General features: G+C 73.4%; 15 protein-coding genes and 1 riboswitch. Of the genes, 7 read left to right on the forward strand and 8 right to left on the reverse strand.

Annotated features, from left to right (window positions below; translation table 11 throughout):
• Positions 1-31: 31 nt before the first annotated feature.
• Positions 32-217 (reverse strand): hypothetical protein, encoded by a 186-nt coding sequence (locus ACTS11_RS09160; protein WP_442640018.1) that lies wholly within the window; start codon positions 215-217, stop codon positions 32-34.
• 701 nt (positions 218-918) lie between these two features.
• Here ACTS11_RS09160 and ACTS11_RS09165 point away from each other — a divergent pair.
• From ACTS11_RS09165 to ACTS11_RS09195, 7 genes are all read left to right on the forward strand, one after another.
• Positions 919-1,668 (forward strand): CDP-alcohol phosphatidyltransferase family protein, encoded by a 750-nt coding sequence (locus ACTS11_RS09165; protein WP_442640019.1) that lies wholly within the window; start codon positions 919-921, stop codon positions 1,666-1,668.
• Complete coding sequence (locus tag ACTS11_RS09170; protein ID WP_442640020.1) at positions 1,661-3,310, forward strand: sulfatase-like hydrolase/transferase; 1,650 nt, start codon at positions 1,661-1,663, stop codon at positions 3,308-3,310. The genes ACTS11_RS09165 and ACTS11_RS09170 overlap by 8 nt, the downstream gene beginning before the upstream one ends.
• Positions 3,307-4,296, forward strand: coding sequence for a lysylphosphatidylglycerol synthase transmembrane domain-containing protein (locus tag ACTS11_RS09175; protein ID WP_442640021.1), 990 nt, complete (start codon positions 3,307-3,309; stop codon positions 4,294-4,296). Before ACTS11_RS09170 ends, ACTS11_RS09175 begins: the two co-directional genes overlap by 4 nt.
• Positions 4,297-4,385: 89 nt before the next feature.
• Positions 4,386-5,384, forward strand: a complete 999-nt coding sequence (locus ACTS11_RS09180) for an ABC transporter substrate-binding protein (protein ID WP_442640022.1) — start codon at positions 4,386-4,388, stop codon at positions 5,382-5,384.
• Positions 5,374-6,174 (forward strand): ABC transporter ATP-binding protein, encoded by an 801-nt coding sequence (locus tag ACTS11_RS09185; RefSeq protein WP_442640023.1) that lies wholly within the window; start codon positions 5,374-5,376, stop codon positions 6,172-6,174. The genes ACTS11_RS09180 and ACTS11_RS09185 overlap by 11 nt, the downstream gene beginning before the upstream one ends.
• Positions 6,171-7,742 carry an ABC transporter permease gene (locus tag ACTS11_RS09190; RefSeq protein ID WP_442640024.1) on the forward strand — a complete coding sequence of 524 codons (1,572 nt, stop codon included), beginning with the start codon at positions 6,171-6,173 and terminating at the stop codon, positions 7,740-7,742. The genes ACTS11_RS09185 and ACTS11_RS09190 overlap by 4 nt, the downstream gene beginning before the upstream one ends.
• Positions 7,739-8,779 carry a glycosyltransferase gene (locus ACTS11_RS09195; RefSeq protein ID WP_442640025.1) on the forward strand — a complete coding sequence of 347 codons (1,041 nt, stop codon included), beginning with the start codon at positions 7,739-7,741 and terminating at the stop codon, positions 8,777-8,779. The genes ACTS11_RS09190 and ACTS11_RS09195 overlap by 4 nt, the downstream gene beginning before the upstream one ends.
• Positions 8,780-9,066: 287 nt before the next feature.
• Here ACTS11_RS09195 and ACTS11_RS09200 read toward each other — a convergent pair whose 3' ends face one another.
• The 7 genes from ACTS11_RS09200 to ACTS11_RS09230 form a co-directional block, all read right to left on the reverse strand.
• Positions 9,067-9,582 (reverse strand): hypothetical protein, encoded by a 516-nt coding sequence (locus ACTS11_RS09200; protein ID WP_442640026.1) that lies wholly within the window; start codon positions 9,580-9,582, stop codon positions 9,067-9,069.
• Positions 9,572-10,816: an agmatinase family protein gene (locus ACTS11_RS09205; RefSeq protein ID WP_442640027.1), complete on the reverse strand. Its 1,245-nt coding sequence runs from the start codon at positions 10,814-10,816 to the stop codon at positions 9,572-9,574. Before ACTS11_RS09205 ends, ACTS11_RS09200 begins: the two co-directional genes overlap by 11 nt.
• The gene (locus ACTS11_RS09210; RefSeq protein ID WP_442640028.1) at positions 10,779-11,561 is read right to left on the reverse strand and encodes an ABC transporter ATP-binding protein; all 783 of its coding nucleotides are present in this window, start codon (positions 11,559-11,561) and stop codon (positions 10,779-10,781) included. The genes ACTS11_RS09205 and ACTS11_RS09210 overlap by 38 nt, the downstream gene beginning before the upstream one ends.
• On the reverse strand, positions 11,558-12,370 hold the full coding sequence (locus ACTS11_RS09215) for an ABC transporter permease (protein WP_442640029.1): 813 nt from the start codon (positions 12,368-12,370) through the stop codon (positions 11,558-11,560). The genes ACTS11_RS09210 and ACTS11_RS09215 overlap by 4 nt, the downstream gene beginning before the upstream one ends.
• A gap of 28 nt (positions 12,371-12,398) precedes the next feature.
• Positions 12,399-13,463, reverse strand: a complete 1,065-nt coding sequence (locus tag ACTS11_RS09220) for a putative urea ABC transporter substrate-binding protein (RefSeq protein WP_442640030.1) — start codon at positions 13,461-13,463, stop codon at positions 12,399-12,401.
• Between the two features lie 83 nt (positions 13,464-13,546).
• Positions 13,547-13,655: riboswitch (guanidine-I (ykkC/yxkD leader) on the reverse strand.
• A 154-nt stretch (positions 13,656-13,809) separates the two neighbouring features.
• Positions 13,810-14,028 (reverse strand): hypothetical protein, encoded by a 219-nt coding sequence (locus ACTS11_RS09225; protein ID WP_442640031.1) that lies wholly within the window; start codon positions 14,026-14,028, stop codon positions 13,810-13,812.
• A gap of 125 nt (positions 14,029-14,153) precedes the next feature.
• Positions 14,154-14,787: Crp/Fnr family transcriptional regulator (locus tag ACTS11_RS09230; protein WP_442640032.1), on the reverse strand; the 634-nt coding region annotated here is incomplete at its 5' end.

Here is a 14,787-nt window from a genome sequence, read left to right on the forward strand (position 1 = left end):
CGCCCCTGGCCCTCCGGGCCGCGGGGCATCGTCAGGCCCTCCGGCCCCGTAGGCGCCCCTGGCCCTCCGGGCCGAGGCACATCGTCAGGCCCTCCGGGCCGAGGCACATCGTCAGGCCCTCCGGCCCGAGGCGCATCGTCAGGCCCTCCGGGCCGAGGCACATCGTCAGGCCCTCCGGGCCGCGGGGCATCGTCAGGCCCTCCGGGCCGCGGGGCATCGTCAGGCCCTCCGGGTCGCGGGCCTCCCGCTGGCCACCAGACCCCGGATGATCGTCGGCCCTTCCGGCCCCCGGTCCTCGTCCGGTCCTTCGGCCTTGGAGCATCGTCCGCCCTGCCGCCCCCGGTCCTCGTCCGGTCCTTCGGCCCCCGGAGCACGGTCCGCCCGTCCCTCCTCCGGCCCCGTCAGGTCCTCCGGCCTTGGCGCATCGTCCGTCCTGCCGCCCCTCGGCCCTCGTCCGGTCCTTCCGGCCGCCCACCGCGGTCATCCGGCGGTTCCGGTCTTCGCCGCGCCGACGGGCCCTCGCGCCACTTTGCGCTCCCGGAGATGCGGCGTCGAGGGCGGCTCCCCGCCTCCCGCGGCGGCACCCGACCCGGCTTGCCGCCATCGTCAAGCCCGCCGGCGCTCCCGCCTTCATCCGGCCTCCCGGCCCCACGGTCCTCAACCGGCCCCACGGTCCACGCTCTGCGGGGCGCTCCAGGCCAGCCGCCGTCGCGACCTTTCCCGCGTCCCGCGTCGGCGCCCGACCCGCCGGTCCGTCGCCACCTTCCGGCCCGCCGACCCATTGCATGCACGCGGCGCCCGGCCGCCGCCCCTCACAGCGCCACAAGCGCGCCTGCCATCAGCTAGATTGCGCCGGGCCGGCTTCAACCCGAACGGCTGCGGGGTTGACTGGCGCGATGTCGTGCTAGTGTCACGCCAATGACATGGACCCACCTCGACCTGTCCCGCGCCGTGCGGCGGCGGCCGCCCCTGTTCCTGCAGGGGCCGGTCGCCGACTTCGCGCTGGCCGCGCTGGCGGGCGCGGGCCTCGTCCTCGCGCTCGGCGCGGCGCTCGGGGCGGGCGGGGCGGCGAGCCTCGCGGCGGGCCTCGCCGTCTACGGCGCGGGCGCCCTGGCGGCCGGACGCCTCATGCGGCGCACCTATCCGCACGCGAGCGTCGGGCACTGCAACCTCGTGACGCTCCTGCGCCTCGCGCTGAGCGCGGCGCTGATCCCGCCGCTGGTGTCGGGCGTCGGGGCGCACTGGGGCCTCTTCGCCGTGGCGGTCCTCGCGCTGTCGCTCGACGGGGTGGACGGCTGGCTCGCCCGGCGGCAGGGTTTCGTCTCGGGCTTCGGGGCGCGCTTCGACATGGAGGTCGACTCGCTTCTCGCCCTCGTGCTCGCCGTCGGCGCCTGGAGCGCGGGCGGCGCGCCCTTCGCGGTCGTGCTCCTCGGGCTGCCCCGCTACGCCTTCGGGGCGGCGGGGGTGATCCTGCCCTGGCTGCGCGCGCCCCTGCCCGAGCGCTTCAGCCGCAAGACCGTCTGCGTGATCCAGCTCGGCGCGCTGATCGTGCTGCAGCTTCCGCTCCTGCCGGGATGGGCCTCCGCCGGGCTGGTGGCGGTCGCGGGCGGCGCGCTCGCCTGGTCCTTCGCGCGGGACGTCGCGTGGCTCCGGCGCAACCGTGACTGACGCGACGGCGCAAGGCCGGATCGGCGCCGCGCCCCTCCTGCGGCTGGCGCTGGCGGCGCTCGTCCTGCACCTCGTCCTGATCCAGCCGAACCACCCGGCGGCGATGACATGGGGCGCGCTCCTCGTCTTCCCGCTGGAGCTGCCGGCGATCCTCCTGGCGCTGGTCGCCCTCGGGCACGGGGGCGCGGGGCGGGCCTTCCGCACGGCGCTCGTCGCGGCGCTCCTGCTGATCGCGGTGCTGAAGCTCGCCGATTTCGCGATGTTCACGGCGCTCGGGCGCGGCTTCAACCCGGTTTCCGACCTGCCGCTGGTGGAGGCGGGGCTGCGCCTGCTCGCGGGCTCGGCGGGGCTCGGCCTCACGATCCTCGCCGCAGCGGCCGCGCTGGCCATCTTCGCGCTGGCGGGCTGGCTCCTGTGGTGGGCGACGGGGACATGGGCGCGCGTGGCCCGTCCGCGCGGCGTGGCGCTGGCCTCCGGCGCGGCCGCGATCCTCGCGGCGGGCGTCGCCACGGCCGAGATCGGGCAGGCCATGGGCCGCTGGAGCCTGCCCGCCGCCCCGCCCGGCGCGGCCTTCACCGCCCGCGTCGGCGTCGAGCGGATCGGCATGGCGCGCGCCACGCTGGCCGAGCTGCGCGCCTTCGAGGCGGCGGCCAGGCAGGACCCCTTCGCGGAGCGCGAGGGCCTGCTCGACCTGATCGACCGCGATGTCCTCGTGATCTTCGTCGAGAGCTATGGCCGCACCAGCCTCGACACGCCGCTCTATGCCGCGACTCACCGTGCGACGCTGGCGGAGGGCGCGGCGCGGCTCGGGGCGCTCGGCCTCGCCATGCGCTCGGGCTTCGTCGCGGCGCCCACGCGCGGCGGGCAGAGCTGGCTCTCGCACGGGACCTTCGCCAACGGGCTCTGGATCGACAACCAGACGAGCTATGGCGCGGCGCTGGCCTCCGGGCGGCAGACGCTGTTCCACATGGCGGGGCGCGCGGGCTTCCGCACCGCCGCGGTCATGCCGCAGATCACGCTCGAATGGCCCGAGGCCGCGTTCATGGGCTTCGACACGGTGCTGCCCGCCCGCGACCTCGGCTACGCGGGCCTGCCGTTCAACTGGGTGACGATGCCCGACCAGTTCACGCTCGCGGCCCTCGACCGGCTGCTCCGCGACGGCACGCACGCCGCCCCGCTCTTCGCGCAGGTCGCGCTCGGCTCCTCGCACGCGCCCTGGGTGCCGGTGCCCGACCTCGTCGACTGGGCGGAGATCGGCGACGGCACCATCTTCAACGACATGGCCCTGTCGGGCGACCCGCCCGACGTGGTATGGCGCGACCGTGACAGGATCCGCGACCAGTACCGGCAGGCGGTGGACTATGCGCTGCGCACCGTCCTCGACTACGCCGCCCGCCATGCCGGGGAGCCGCCGCTGATGTTCGTCGTGGGCGACCACCAGGCGGCGGCCTTCGTCGCGCTCGACGAGCGCCCGGACGTGCCCGTCCACGTCATCGGCCCGCCGCACCTGGTGGAACTCGTGGCCGAGTGGGGCTGGAGCCCGGGCCTGATCCCGGCGGAGGACGCGCAGGTGCGCGGCATGGACCGGATGCGCGACCTCATCCTCGGCACCTTCACCTCCGCAGCGGAGGAGGGCAGTTGACCCTGCTCGGGCGCGAGATCCCCTCCTGGCTCCTCCGGTCGGTGCAGATCGCGGTGGCGGTCGGGCTCATGGCCGTGCTCTGGCGCGCCGCCGACGGGCCCGAGGCGCTCCGCCGCCTCGCCTCGGCCGAGCTTCCGTGGCTCGCGGCGGCGGTCGGCGCGCTCACGCTCCAGACCGTGCTCTCGGCGCTGCGCTGGCGGCTGACGGCGGGCAAGCTCGGCATCACGCTCGGGCGCGGGCATGCGGTGCGGGAATACTACCTCGCCCAGGTGGTCAACCAGTCGCTGCCGGGCGGCATGGTGGGCGACGCGGGCCGCGCCGTGCGCGCGCGCGGACAGGCGGGCCTCCTCGCCTCGAGCCTCGCCGTCGCCTTCGAGCGGCTGGCCGGACAGATCGCCCTCTTCCTCGCGATGGCGGCGGCGTTTCTCGCCACCTTCCTCGCGCCGGGCGGCCTCGAATGGCCGCGATGGGCGGCGGCGCCCGTGGCGGTCCTGGTGCTGGCGGGCCTCGCCCTGCCCGTGGTCCTCGCCGGGGCGACGCGCCTTCCCGGCGCCGTGGGCCGCGCGGCGGCGAGCCTCTGGCGCAAGCTCGGCCTCGCGCTCGCCTCCCGCGACGTACTGCCGCGGCAGGTGCTCCTCAGCCTCGGCACGACGGCCTGCGTGCTGGCGGCCTTCGCCTTCTGCGCCCAGGCGGTGGGCGTGCGCCTCGACCTGGCCGAGGTGCTGGCGCTCGTGCCGATCATCCTCTTCACCATGCTCGTGCCCCTCACCGTCAGCGGCTGGGGCCTGCGCGAAGGCGCCGCCGCAGCGCTTTTCCCGCTTGCCGGGGCCTCGTCGAGCTCGGGCCTCGCCGCCAGCGTCGCCTTCGGCCTGGCCTTCATCGTGACCGTTCTGCCCGGCATCCTGTTCCTGTCCCGCCGGACCCGTCCCGCAACCACGGAGGCGCGCGCGGAAGCGGATGAACCCGACGGCCTCGCCGGGCGTTGAGGAGCCCCGCAGGCAGCCCTCGGGCCCCCCCTCGGGGTTGCCTTCCCGCCCCTCGTCCCTAGCCTTCTGCCTGCAACAGGGAGATCAAGATGAACGACCGCACCTTCACCCGCCGCACGCTGCTCGGCACCGGGGCGGCCGGCCTCGGCGCCGCCGCGCTCGGCCTGTCGCCCCGCGCCCTCCGCGCCCAGACGCCCGTGGCGCTGCAGCTCTCGTGGCTCCATTCCTCGCAGTTCGCGGGCAGCTACATCGCGCAGGACCGCGGCTTCTGGACCGAGGCGGGGCTCGAGGTCTCGCTCCTGCCGGGCGGGCCCAACGCCCCCGTCGAGCCGCCCGTCGTCGCGGGCACCGCGCTCGTCGGCATCTCGGCCGCCGACTACACCGCCGCCGCCGTCGAGAACGGCGCACCCTTCAGGATCCTCGCCGTCGCGATGCAGAAGAACCCCTTCGTCATCGCCTCGCTTCCGGCGAACCCGGTGAACGAGCCCGCCGACCTCGCGGGCAAGCGCATCGGCATGGCGCTCGCCAACACGCCGGTCCTGCAGGCGCTCTGCACGCTGAACGGGGTGGACATCAACGCCATCGAGATCATCCCGACGCAGTATTCCGCGCAGCCGCTGCTGGCGGGCGAGGTCGACTGCCTGCTCTGCTGGGAGACGGACCTGCCGGTGGCCATGGCCATGCAGGGCGTCGAGAGCGTGACGATGCTGATGGCCGACTACGGCTATGCGGTGCATTCCCAGACCTACATCGCCACCGAGGACAGCCTCGCCAACCGCCGGGCGGAGCTCGTGGCGCTCATGTCGGGCGAGGTGCGCGGCTGGGAGATCTACCGCCAGGACACCGACGCCGCGGCGGAGCTGACGCTCGCCATGTACCCCGACGCGGGCCTCGACCTCGAGACGCAGAAGCTGCAGGCCGCGCGGCAGGTGCCGCTCATGTTCTCGGACCTGACCGACGCCAACGGCTTCGGCTGGTGGACGGACGAGACCGTGGCCGCCAACATCGAGACCCTCGCGCTCCTCGGCCGGACGGTGACGCCCGACCTCTGGGACCGCTCGATCCTAGAAGAGGTCCATGGCGCCTGATCCCGCCAGCCCGCCGGAGGTGGTTCTCTCCGGTGTCGCCAAGACCTTTGCCGGGGGGACGGAGGCCGTCCGTCCCCTCTCGCTGACATTCGCGGCCGGGCAGACGACGGCGCTCGTCGGCCCCTCGGGCTGCGGCAAGTCCACGATCCTGCGCATGGTCGCGGGGCTCGAGACCCCGGGCGCCGGGGCCATCTCCATCGGCGGCGAGCCGCCCGCCGAGACCCTGCGCCGCGCGGGCCTGTCGGTGGCGTTCCAGGACCCCTCGCTCCTGCCCTGGCGGAGCGTCCGGGGCAACATCGAGCTCGCGCTCGGCCTCGCGCGCAGGCCCTTGATCGCGCGCGAGGTGGATCAGCTCATCTCGCTCGTGGGCCTCGAGGGGTTCGGAGGCACGCGGCCCGCCGAGCTGTCGGGCGGCATGCGCCAGCGCGCCGCCATCGCCCGGGCGCTGGCCACGCAGCCGAGCCTCCTCCTCCTCGACGAGCCCTTCGGCGCGGTGGACGAGCTGACGCGGCAACAGCTCGCGCAGGACCTGCCGCGCATCTGGGAGGCGCGGGGGACGACGACCCTCCTCGTGACGCATTCGGTGAGCGAAGCCGTGATGCTGTCGGACCGGATCGTCGTCCTCTCGCCCCGGCCCGCCGAGATCGTGGCGGACATCGCCGTGGACCTGCCCCGCCCGCGCGATCCGGGGCTGGCGCGCACGCCCGGCTTCGCGGCCCTCGCCGACGAGGTCTTCGCGGCGCTGACGCGCGGCATGGCGATGCGCCAGACGCCGCTCGCCGCGCAATGACCGCGGCCGCGACGCTTGCCCACGCGCCGCGCCGGGGCGTCGATCCCTGGGCGGGGATCGTCGCGATCCTCCTCCTCTGGGAGGTCGCGGGCCGCGCGCTGACCGAGGCCTTCGTCCTCGCCGCGCCGTCCGAGGTCGCGGCCTACCTGGTCCGGGAATGGGCGCTGATGGGCCGCGCGCTCTGGGTGACGCTCGGCAACGCGGCGGCGGGCTTCGTCATCGGCAACCTCGCCGCCATCGCGCTGGCCGGGGTCGCCCTGGTCTGGCCCCGGTCCGAGCGGGTGGTGACGGGCCTCGCGCTCCTCGTCTTCTGCCTGCCGCTGGTGGCGACGGGCCCGATCCTCCGGGTCTTCTTCGGCCCCGGCAACGGGCCGCAGATCGCGCTCGCGGCACTCGCGGTCTACTACACGACGCTGATCCCGCTTCTCGTCGGACTGCGGGCCGCGCCCGACAGCTGGTTCGACCTCGTGCGCAGCTACGGGCGGGGCCGCATCGCCGCCCTCGTCCATGTCCGCAGCATGGCCGCGCTGCCCTACCTCTTCGCGGGGCTCCAGATCGCCGCGCCCGCGGCCTTCCTCGGCGCCATGGTGGGCGAGTTCACCGGGGCCGAGCGCGGCATGGGCGTGCTCACCGTGCGCGCGATCCGCGCGCTCGACGTCGAGATGACCTGGGCGCTCGCCACCCTCGCCACCGCCGTCTCCATCGCCGCCTATCTCGCCATCGGCTGGCTGGCGCGGCGGCTCCTCCTCGACGCGCCGCCGGTGATCCTCGCCGCGCCTCCGCCCGCCGCGGCGCGGGGCGCGGGCGCGCGCGACACGGCGCTCGTGGCCGTCGCGGCGCTGGCGCTCTGGTGGGGGCTGATCGCGGCCTTCGGGCTCAACCCCTTCTTCGCCAAGGGACCGGCCGAGGTCTTCGACGCGCTGTTTCTGGCGCCCGACGCGACGGCCACGCGGGCGACGCTCGGCACCGCACTCGGGGAAACCGCCGTCTACCTCCTGCCGGGCTACCTCGCCGGGCTCGCGGCGGGCGCGGGCCTCGCCGTGCTCCTCGTCCTCGTGCCCGCGCTCCCCCCCACGGCCATGCCGCTCGCCATCGCGCTCCGCTCCGTGCCCATCGTGACGACGGCGCCGCTCGTCGTGCTGCTCCTCGGGCGGGGGGCGACGGGGACCATCGCGCTCGTCGCCGTCATGGTCTTCTTCCCGACCTTCGTGGCCTGCCTCCACGGGTTGCGCCAGGCGCCCGGACAGGTGATGGACGTGCTCGACAGCTACGCCGCGGGGCCCGTCGCCCGCCTCCTCCGCGTGCGCATCCCGGCCATGCTGCCCGCCTTCTTCGCCGCCGCGCGGATGGCGGTTCCGGCCTCGGTCCTCGCGGTCACGGTCGTCGAATGGCTGGCCACCGGGAACGGCATCGGCAGCCTCATGGCCATGTCGGCCTCGCTCTCGGACTACGACATGCTGTGGAGTTCCATCGCGCTCGTCTCCGTCCTCTCGGCCCTCGGCTACGCGGGCGTCGGCGCGGTCGAGGCGCGCATCCTCAGGGTCTACGCGCCGGAGCAGCTCGGATGAGGCAGGCCGCCTTCGCCATCCCGGGCGACATCACCACGCTGACGGGCGGCTACATCTACGAGCGGCGCCTGCTCGAGGGCCTGCGCGACCTCGGCCGCGACGTGCGGCACATCGCGCTCGGCGCCTCCTTCCCGGTGCCCACGCCCGGACACATGGCCGAAGCCGTCGAAGCCCTCGCCGCCCTGCCCGAGGAGCGCGCCCTGATCCTCGACGGGCTGGTCTTCGGCTCCATCGACACCGCCGGTCTCGCCCGCGTCCGCGCGCCAATCGTGGCGATGATCCACCACCCCCTCGCGCTCGAGAGCGGCCTCGACGAGGCGCTGCGCGACCACCTCTACCGGACCGAACGCGACAACCTCGCGCTGGCCGCCCATGTCCTCGTGCCAAGCGCGCATACCGCCGACATGCTCGCCTCCCGCTACGGCGTCGATCCGTCGCGCATCACCATCGCGCGCCCCGGCACCGACCGGCCGGAGGGCACGCCCGCCCCCGCAGCACCTCCGCTGATCCTGTCGGTCGGCATCCAGCACCGGCGCAAGGGGCACGACGTGCTGTTGCACGCGCTCGCGGCGATCACCGACCTCGACTGGCGGGCGGTGATCGCGGGCTCGCGCTACGACGAGGGCCACGCGGAGGAACTCGACCGCCTGCACGCGGAGCTCGGCCTCGGGGATCGCGTGCGCCTCGCGGGCCGCGTCTCGGCGGAGGCGCTTCAGACCCTCTACCGCAGCGCCACGGTCTTCGCGCTGGCGACCCGCTACGAGGGCTACGGCATCGTCTTCGACGAGGCGCTGGCGCACGGGTTGCCGATCGTCTCCTGCCGCACCGGGGCCGTGCCCGACACCGTGCCGCCCGACGCGGGCCTTCTCGTGCCGCCCGAGGACCCCGAGGCGCTGGCCGCCGCCCTCCGCCGCGTGCTGACCGAGACGGACCTCCGCGACACGCTGGCGAGGAACGCCGCCACGGCGGGCGCGGCCCTCCCCTCCTGGCCCGACACCGCCCGCATCGCCGGCCGCGTCCTCGACGCGCTGGCCTGAGGGGGGAGCCGGTCACTCGCCCGACCGACCGGGCACCGCGGCGCCAGTGTCGGACTCCGGGCAAGCGGCACTGACCGCGGGCAAGGCCCCCCGGATCCGAAGGCGGGCGCGCCGTCCCGGCAGCGAAGGCGTGTCCCGCCGACACGCCCCCCCCCCTCGATCCCTCCACGGCAGAGGCCCCGGCGTATCTCCGGCCGCGCCCGCTTCGCGCATCTCCACAGGGGGGAGGGACGCGTGGCGGGCCGCCCCCCCGTCTCACACGACCGAGACCGGCGCCCGCCGGACGCTCAGCCCGTCAGCCGGTCGGCGAGGAAGTCGCGGATGTCGAGGCGGTCCTTCTCGTCCATCGACACGTAGACCAGCACCATGTTCGTCCGCTCGCGGATCATCTCGCCCGGAAAGGGCAGGTAGCTCAGCTCGCGCGTCCCGAAGGAGGGCGAAGCGGTGCCGACCTGCCACTCGGTCCTCAGTTCCACGTCCACGAGCTTCAGCCGCCCCGGCCCCGCCTTGCCCGGACGCTCCAGCGGAACGCCCGCGAGGCGCAGGTAGGCGGCCTTGTCGGCGGCGGTCACGAAACCGTCGATGAACTGCGCCGTCAGCACCTGGAGGTCGGCGGCGTGGTCCTCGGGCATGAGGTGGGAATGCAGGTGGTCGGCATGGGCGTGGTTGTGCCCGTGCCCATGCCCGTGCCCGTGCCCATGGCCATGCGCGTGCTCGTGGTGGTGATGGTGGTGCCCGTGCCCGTGGTGGTGCCCGTGCCCGTGCCCATGGTGGTGCCCATGGTGGTGATGGTCATGGGGCATTGGACCACCTCCGCCCCTCGAACGCGCCGTGCGGGATGCTGACTGGCTTGTCGATATGCGCCTTGTGCTTGCCGAGCACCCCGTGCGCCACCATCGAGCCCAGCACGTCCACGATCACCCGCGTGCCCATCAGCGCCGTGATGTCGCTCGTGTCGTAGGGCGGCGAGACCTCGACGAGTTCCATCCCGCAGAGCCCCTCGGCCGCGACCTTGGAGGCCAGGGCCAGCGCCTCGCGCGGCAGGAAGCCGCCGGGTTCGGGCCAGCCCGTGCCGGGCACGAAACCGCAGTCGATGCTGTCGATGTCGAAGGACATGTAGACCATGTCGACGCCGTCCCAGGCCATCTCGAGCGCCATCTCGGCGGTGCGGTCGACGCCCATCCGCTCCATGTCGCTCATCGTGATGATGTTGGTCTCCCGCTCGCGCGCGACCTTCACCGCCTCGCGCGGGACCTGCCAGCCGCCGATGCCGATCTGGACGAGGTTCTTCGCCGGCACGTTCGGCAGGTTCGTCGAGTGGAACCACGGGGTCGTGTGCATCCGCTCGTCGAGGTCCTTTTCCTGGATGTCGGCGTGGCGGTCGAAATGCACGATCCCGATCTTCTTCGAGGTGCATTCCGCGATGCCGCGCACGCAGGGGAAGCCGATGGAATGGTCCCCCCCGATCATCACCGGGAAGCTGCCGGAGGAGAAGACGTGGCTGACCGCGCGGCTGATCTGGTCGAAGCTCTTCTCCAGGTTCGCCGGGATCGTGAACACGTCGCCCGCATCGCAGAGCGTCATCTGCTCGCGCAGGTCGACGCCCATCTCGTAGTTGTAGGGCGTGTAGAGCGCGCTGATCTTGCGCACGCCCTGCGGCCCGAAGCGGGTGCCGGGCCGGTAGGTGGTGCCGCCGTCGAAGGGGATGCCGAGGACGGTCGCGTCGTAATGCGCGACCTCCAGCACGTCCTCGGCATAGGGCGCCTTGAGGAAGGTGTTGATGCCCGCGTAATGCGGCAGCTCGCCCCGCGCGAAGGTGGGGATGGACTTGTCCTCGATCGAGTCCGCCCCCGTCAGGCCCATGCGCAGCGCCCAGCGCCGCTCCTCGTCCCAGCGGCCCTCGGGGATGTCGGCCTCGGCGCGCATCGCCTTCCAGCCGAGCAGCTTGGTCAGGTCGGGGTGGTGCGCGCGGCGGTCGCGCGGCGGCGCGTCGGCCGGGTTACGCGACCTGCTGCGGCGCGGGGTCAGGAAATCCATCTTCGTCCTCTTGCAGTTGGTAGGGGATGCCGCCGTTCCGCGCGTCGAAATCGTAGGTGATCGTCGCGCCGTAGGCGGCGGGGTCGTGCGGGTCCCAGCGGGTCTTGTCGAAGACCACCACCCGGTCGCCGAGCTTGAAGGCCTCGGGCAGGTCGTGCGTGACCATGAAGACGGTCATCCGCGTCTCCGCCCTGAGGTCCTGGAGGAAGCGGTGCATCTGCTCGCGCGTGCCGGGGTCGAGCGCGCCGAAGGGCTCGTCGAGCAGCAGGATGCGCGGCTTGGCCGCCAGCGCCTGCGCGATGGCGAGGCGCTGCTGCATCCCCCCCGACAGCGCGGCGGGATACTGGTGCGCCACGTGGGCGAGCCCGATCCGCTCGAGCGCCGCGTCGGCCCGCGCGCGGGCCGCCCGCTTCACGCCGCCGAAGAGCCGCCCGAGGGGCCGCGACAGCGCCTCGGCCGCCACGATGTTGTCGCGCACGGTCAGGTGCGGGAACACCGAATAGCGCTGGAACACGATGCCCCGCGAGCGGTCCGGTTCACCCTTGAGCGGCTCCCCGTCCACAGTGATCTGCCCGCGCGTCGGGCGCTCCTGGTCCAGCAGGAGCCGCAGGAAGGTCGACTTCCCGCAGCCCGAGGCGCCGACGATGGAGACGAACTCCCCCTCCGCCACGCTGAGGTTGACGCGCTCGAGGATCGGGCGCTGCCCGTAGCTCTGGAAGATGTCGCTGACCTCGACGAGGCTCATTCCCGCGCCTCCGCCCAGGGGTAGAGCCACCGCGACAGCCGCGCGAGGCTCCAGTCGATGAGGAAGGCGAGAGCCGTGATCCACGCCACGTAGGTCAGGATCACGTCCATGGCGAGGAAGCGGCGGACGAGGAATATCCGGTAGCCGAGCCCCGCCTCCGAAGCCACCGCCTCGGCCGCGATGAGGAACAGCCACGCGGGGCCCAGCGACAGCCGCACCGCCGAGATCAGGCGCGGCATGATCTGCGGCAGCGCGACCGAGACCGCGATGGCGAGCGAGGAGGCGCCGAGCGTCTGCGCCTTCACGAGCTGCTCCTGCGGCAGTTCCAGCGTGCGGGCGCTGAGGTCGCGGATCAGGAACGGCGTGATCCCGATGGCGATCAGCGCGATCTTCGCGGCATCCCCGACGCCCAGCGAGATGAACAGGATCGGCAGCAGCGCGAGCGGCGGGATCATCGAGACGACCGCGACGAAGCCCTGGAGGCTCGACCGCACCAGCGGGATCAGCCCGATGGCGAGGCCGAGCGACAGGCCGATCAGCGCCGCGATGCCCACGCCCGCGCCAAGCAGCGACAGGCTCGCCGCCGTGTCGCCCCAGAACAGGATCTCGCCCGAGCGGCGGTCCTCCTCCGTCAGGAGGCGGAGCGCCGTGTGGCAGAGCGTCGCGAAGGAGGGCAGGATGCGGTCCTGCGGGTTCTCGGCCAGCCGCGCCGCCGAGGCCGAGGCATAGACGAGCGCGACCAGCACGAAGGGCAGCGCCGCCAGCGCCAGCCGCCCCGCTGGTCCCGCCCGCCGGTTGATGAGCCGCACCGCCCCGCCCTCCCCCTCCGGGCCCGCGTCAGAGCGCCCCGTCGGCCGCCATCTGCATGAAGGACGGGTCGAAGCGCAGGCGGATGTTGTTCGGATCGCCCGTCACCACGCCGCCCGGATATTCGACGCCGACGAAATCGGCCGAGGGCGCGCCCTCGCCGAGGATGCCGCGCTCGAAGAGGAACTCGGCCACGCTCACCATCGTCTCCGGCAGGGCCGGGCTCTCGACGAAGGCGACGGCATCGGCCGGGTTCCAGAACATCTGCGTCGAGGCGAGCTGCGCGTCGTAGCCCGCGAGGTCGGTGCCCGAGGCCTCGGCCATCGCCGTGCGCGCCGCGATCCCCTCGGGCGTGTCGGAGGACATGATGGTCATGAGCTCGTACCACGCCCCCACAAGGGCGCGGCCGAAGTCCGGGTTGGCCTCCAGCGTCTCGGTGTTGACCACCATCATGTCGATGATCTCGCCGGGAATGTCGGCCGAAGTGAAGAGGATGTTGGCCGCCGGGTCCTCGGCGATCGTGGACACCAGCGGGTTCCACGTCACGACGGCCTGCACCTCGTCCGTCTGGAAGGCGGCGATCATGTCGGCGTCCGAGGTGTTGACGACGCCCGCGAGGTCGCGCTCCTCCAGCCCCACGCTCTCGAGCGCGCGGGCCAGCAGGTAGTGCGACACCGACAGTTCCACGAGGTTCACGGGCATTCCCGCCAGGCTCTCCAGCGTCCCCTCGCCCTTCAGGATCACCGCGTCGTTGCCGTTCGAGAAGTCGCCAACGATCAGCGCGGTCGTGTCCACGCCCGAGCCCGCCGGGATCGACAGCGTGTCCATGTTGGTGGCGCTGACCCCGTCGAACTCGCCCGCCGTGTAGAGGTTGATCGATTCCACGTAGTCGTTGATCTGCACGATCTCGACGTCGATCCCGTAGCGCTCGGCCCAGGCGTCCATGATGCCCGACTCCTCGAGGTAGCCCCAGGGCATCCAGCCCACGTAGATCGACCACGCCACGCGGAACTCGGTGCGCTCCTGCGCGGCGGCGAGGCCGGGGCTGAGCGCAAGGGCGAGCGCGGTGCTGGCGGCGAGTGCGGTTCTGGTCATCGTCGGTCCCTCCGAACAATCCTGTGAAGGGTCCGGCCGGAGCAGACGTGCATCGGGGAGCGGCCGAACCTCGCGTCGCAGTGCTCTCCCGGGATTTTGGCCCGCCGTGTACCGCGCCGGAATTTGCCGGTGCGGCCGCATTTCTCGGACCAGTCCCCGGACGAGCCGGGCGGAACCCTAAATGCTCTGCGCGGGATCAGCCTGCGGCGCGGGCCGCGTCCGGGTCAAAGCGATGGAGGGACGGGCGCGGCGCGGCGCGGACAAACGCCGCCTGCGCGGGCGGCCCGGGCGCCCATTGCCCGGAAATTGAGCGGCCCGCCCATGGCAGGCGGGCCGGGTCGTCGCCTCAGCGGCCGTCGCGGATGTCGTAGAGCAGCCGCAGATGCGTCACCGTCTCGCGCGGGAGGCCGTGGTACTCGGCGATCTCGGCGTCGGTCATGCCGTAGGAGACGAGCGCGGCGAGCGAATCGCGCGGGCTCGGCCCGAGCTTGTCGGAAACGGGTCCGGGAACCGAGAAGAACAGGGCCTTGTCACACGAAGCACGGTCCACATGAATGCGCGTCATTGGTGTTCCCCCCTGGGTCAGGAGGCGGCCGCCGGGCCGCCCTGTCCCACAGTCTCACCCCGCGCGCGCGGCGGCGTTAACGAAAGTTAATCCACCCCCTGTGGAGCGCGGAAATCCGCCATGGCTCAGGGCCGCGGCAGCGCCGTCCCGCCAGGCGCCGCCGCGTCGATCCCGGCGATCCGCGCCAGCGACGCCGGATCGTGCAGGACGATATCCATGCAGTTCTCCACCGACAGGATGCCGAGGCTGCGGAACCGCTGGAAGGTGCGGCTCACGTGGACGGAGGAGAGGCCCGTGTAGTCGCCGAGCGCCTGTTGCGTCAGCGGCAGGTGGAAGGCGCGCCGCGCCCCGTCGCCCGCACCCGCGCGCAGCCCCAGCTCGCAGACCGCATGGGCGACGCGCATCTCGGCCGAGCCCTTGCCGAGGCGGAGCATCCGCTCCGCCATACGGGCGAGCATTTCCGCCACGTGCCGGTCGTGCAGGTCGTGGAGCGCGGGATGCGCCCGCAGGAGCCGCGTCCACTCGCCGCGCCCGATGACGGCGACCCGCGCCGCGCTCTGCGCCGCGAGGTCGAGCGCCGAACGCCCGCCATGCGCGGCGGCCGGTTCGAAGACCTGTCCCGGCAGCACGAACTCGACGATCTGCCTCTGGCCGCCCTCCGTCGACTTCGACGCGGCGAGCCAGCCCTCGAGGACGAGGTAGACCGCGCGCGCTCGCCGCGCTGGCCGAGGCGACGCGCCGGGCCGTGCCCGCCGGGCG

This window comes from Roseicyclus sp. (genome assembly GCF_052168335.1).
Lineage (GTDB): Bacteria > Pseudomonadota > Alphaproteobacteria > Rhodobacterales > Rhodobacteraceae > Roseibacterium.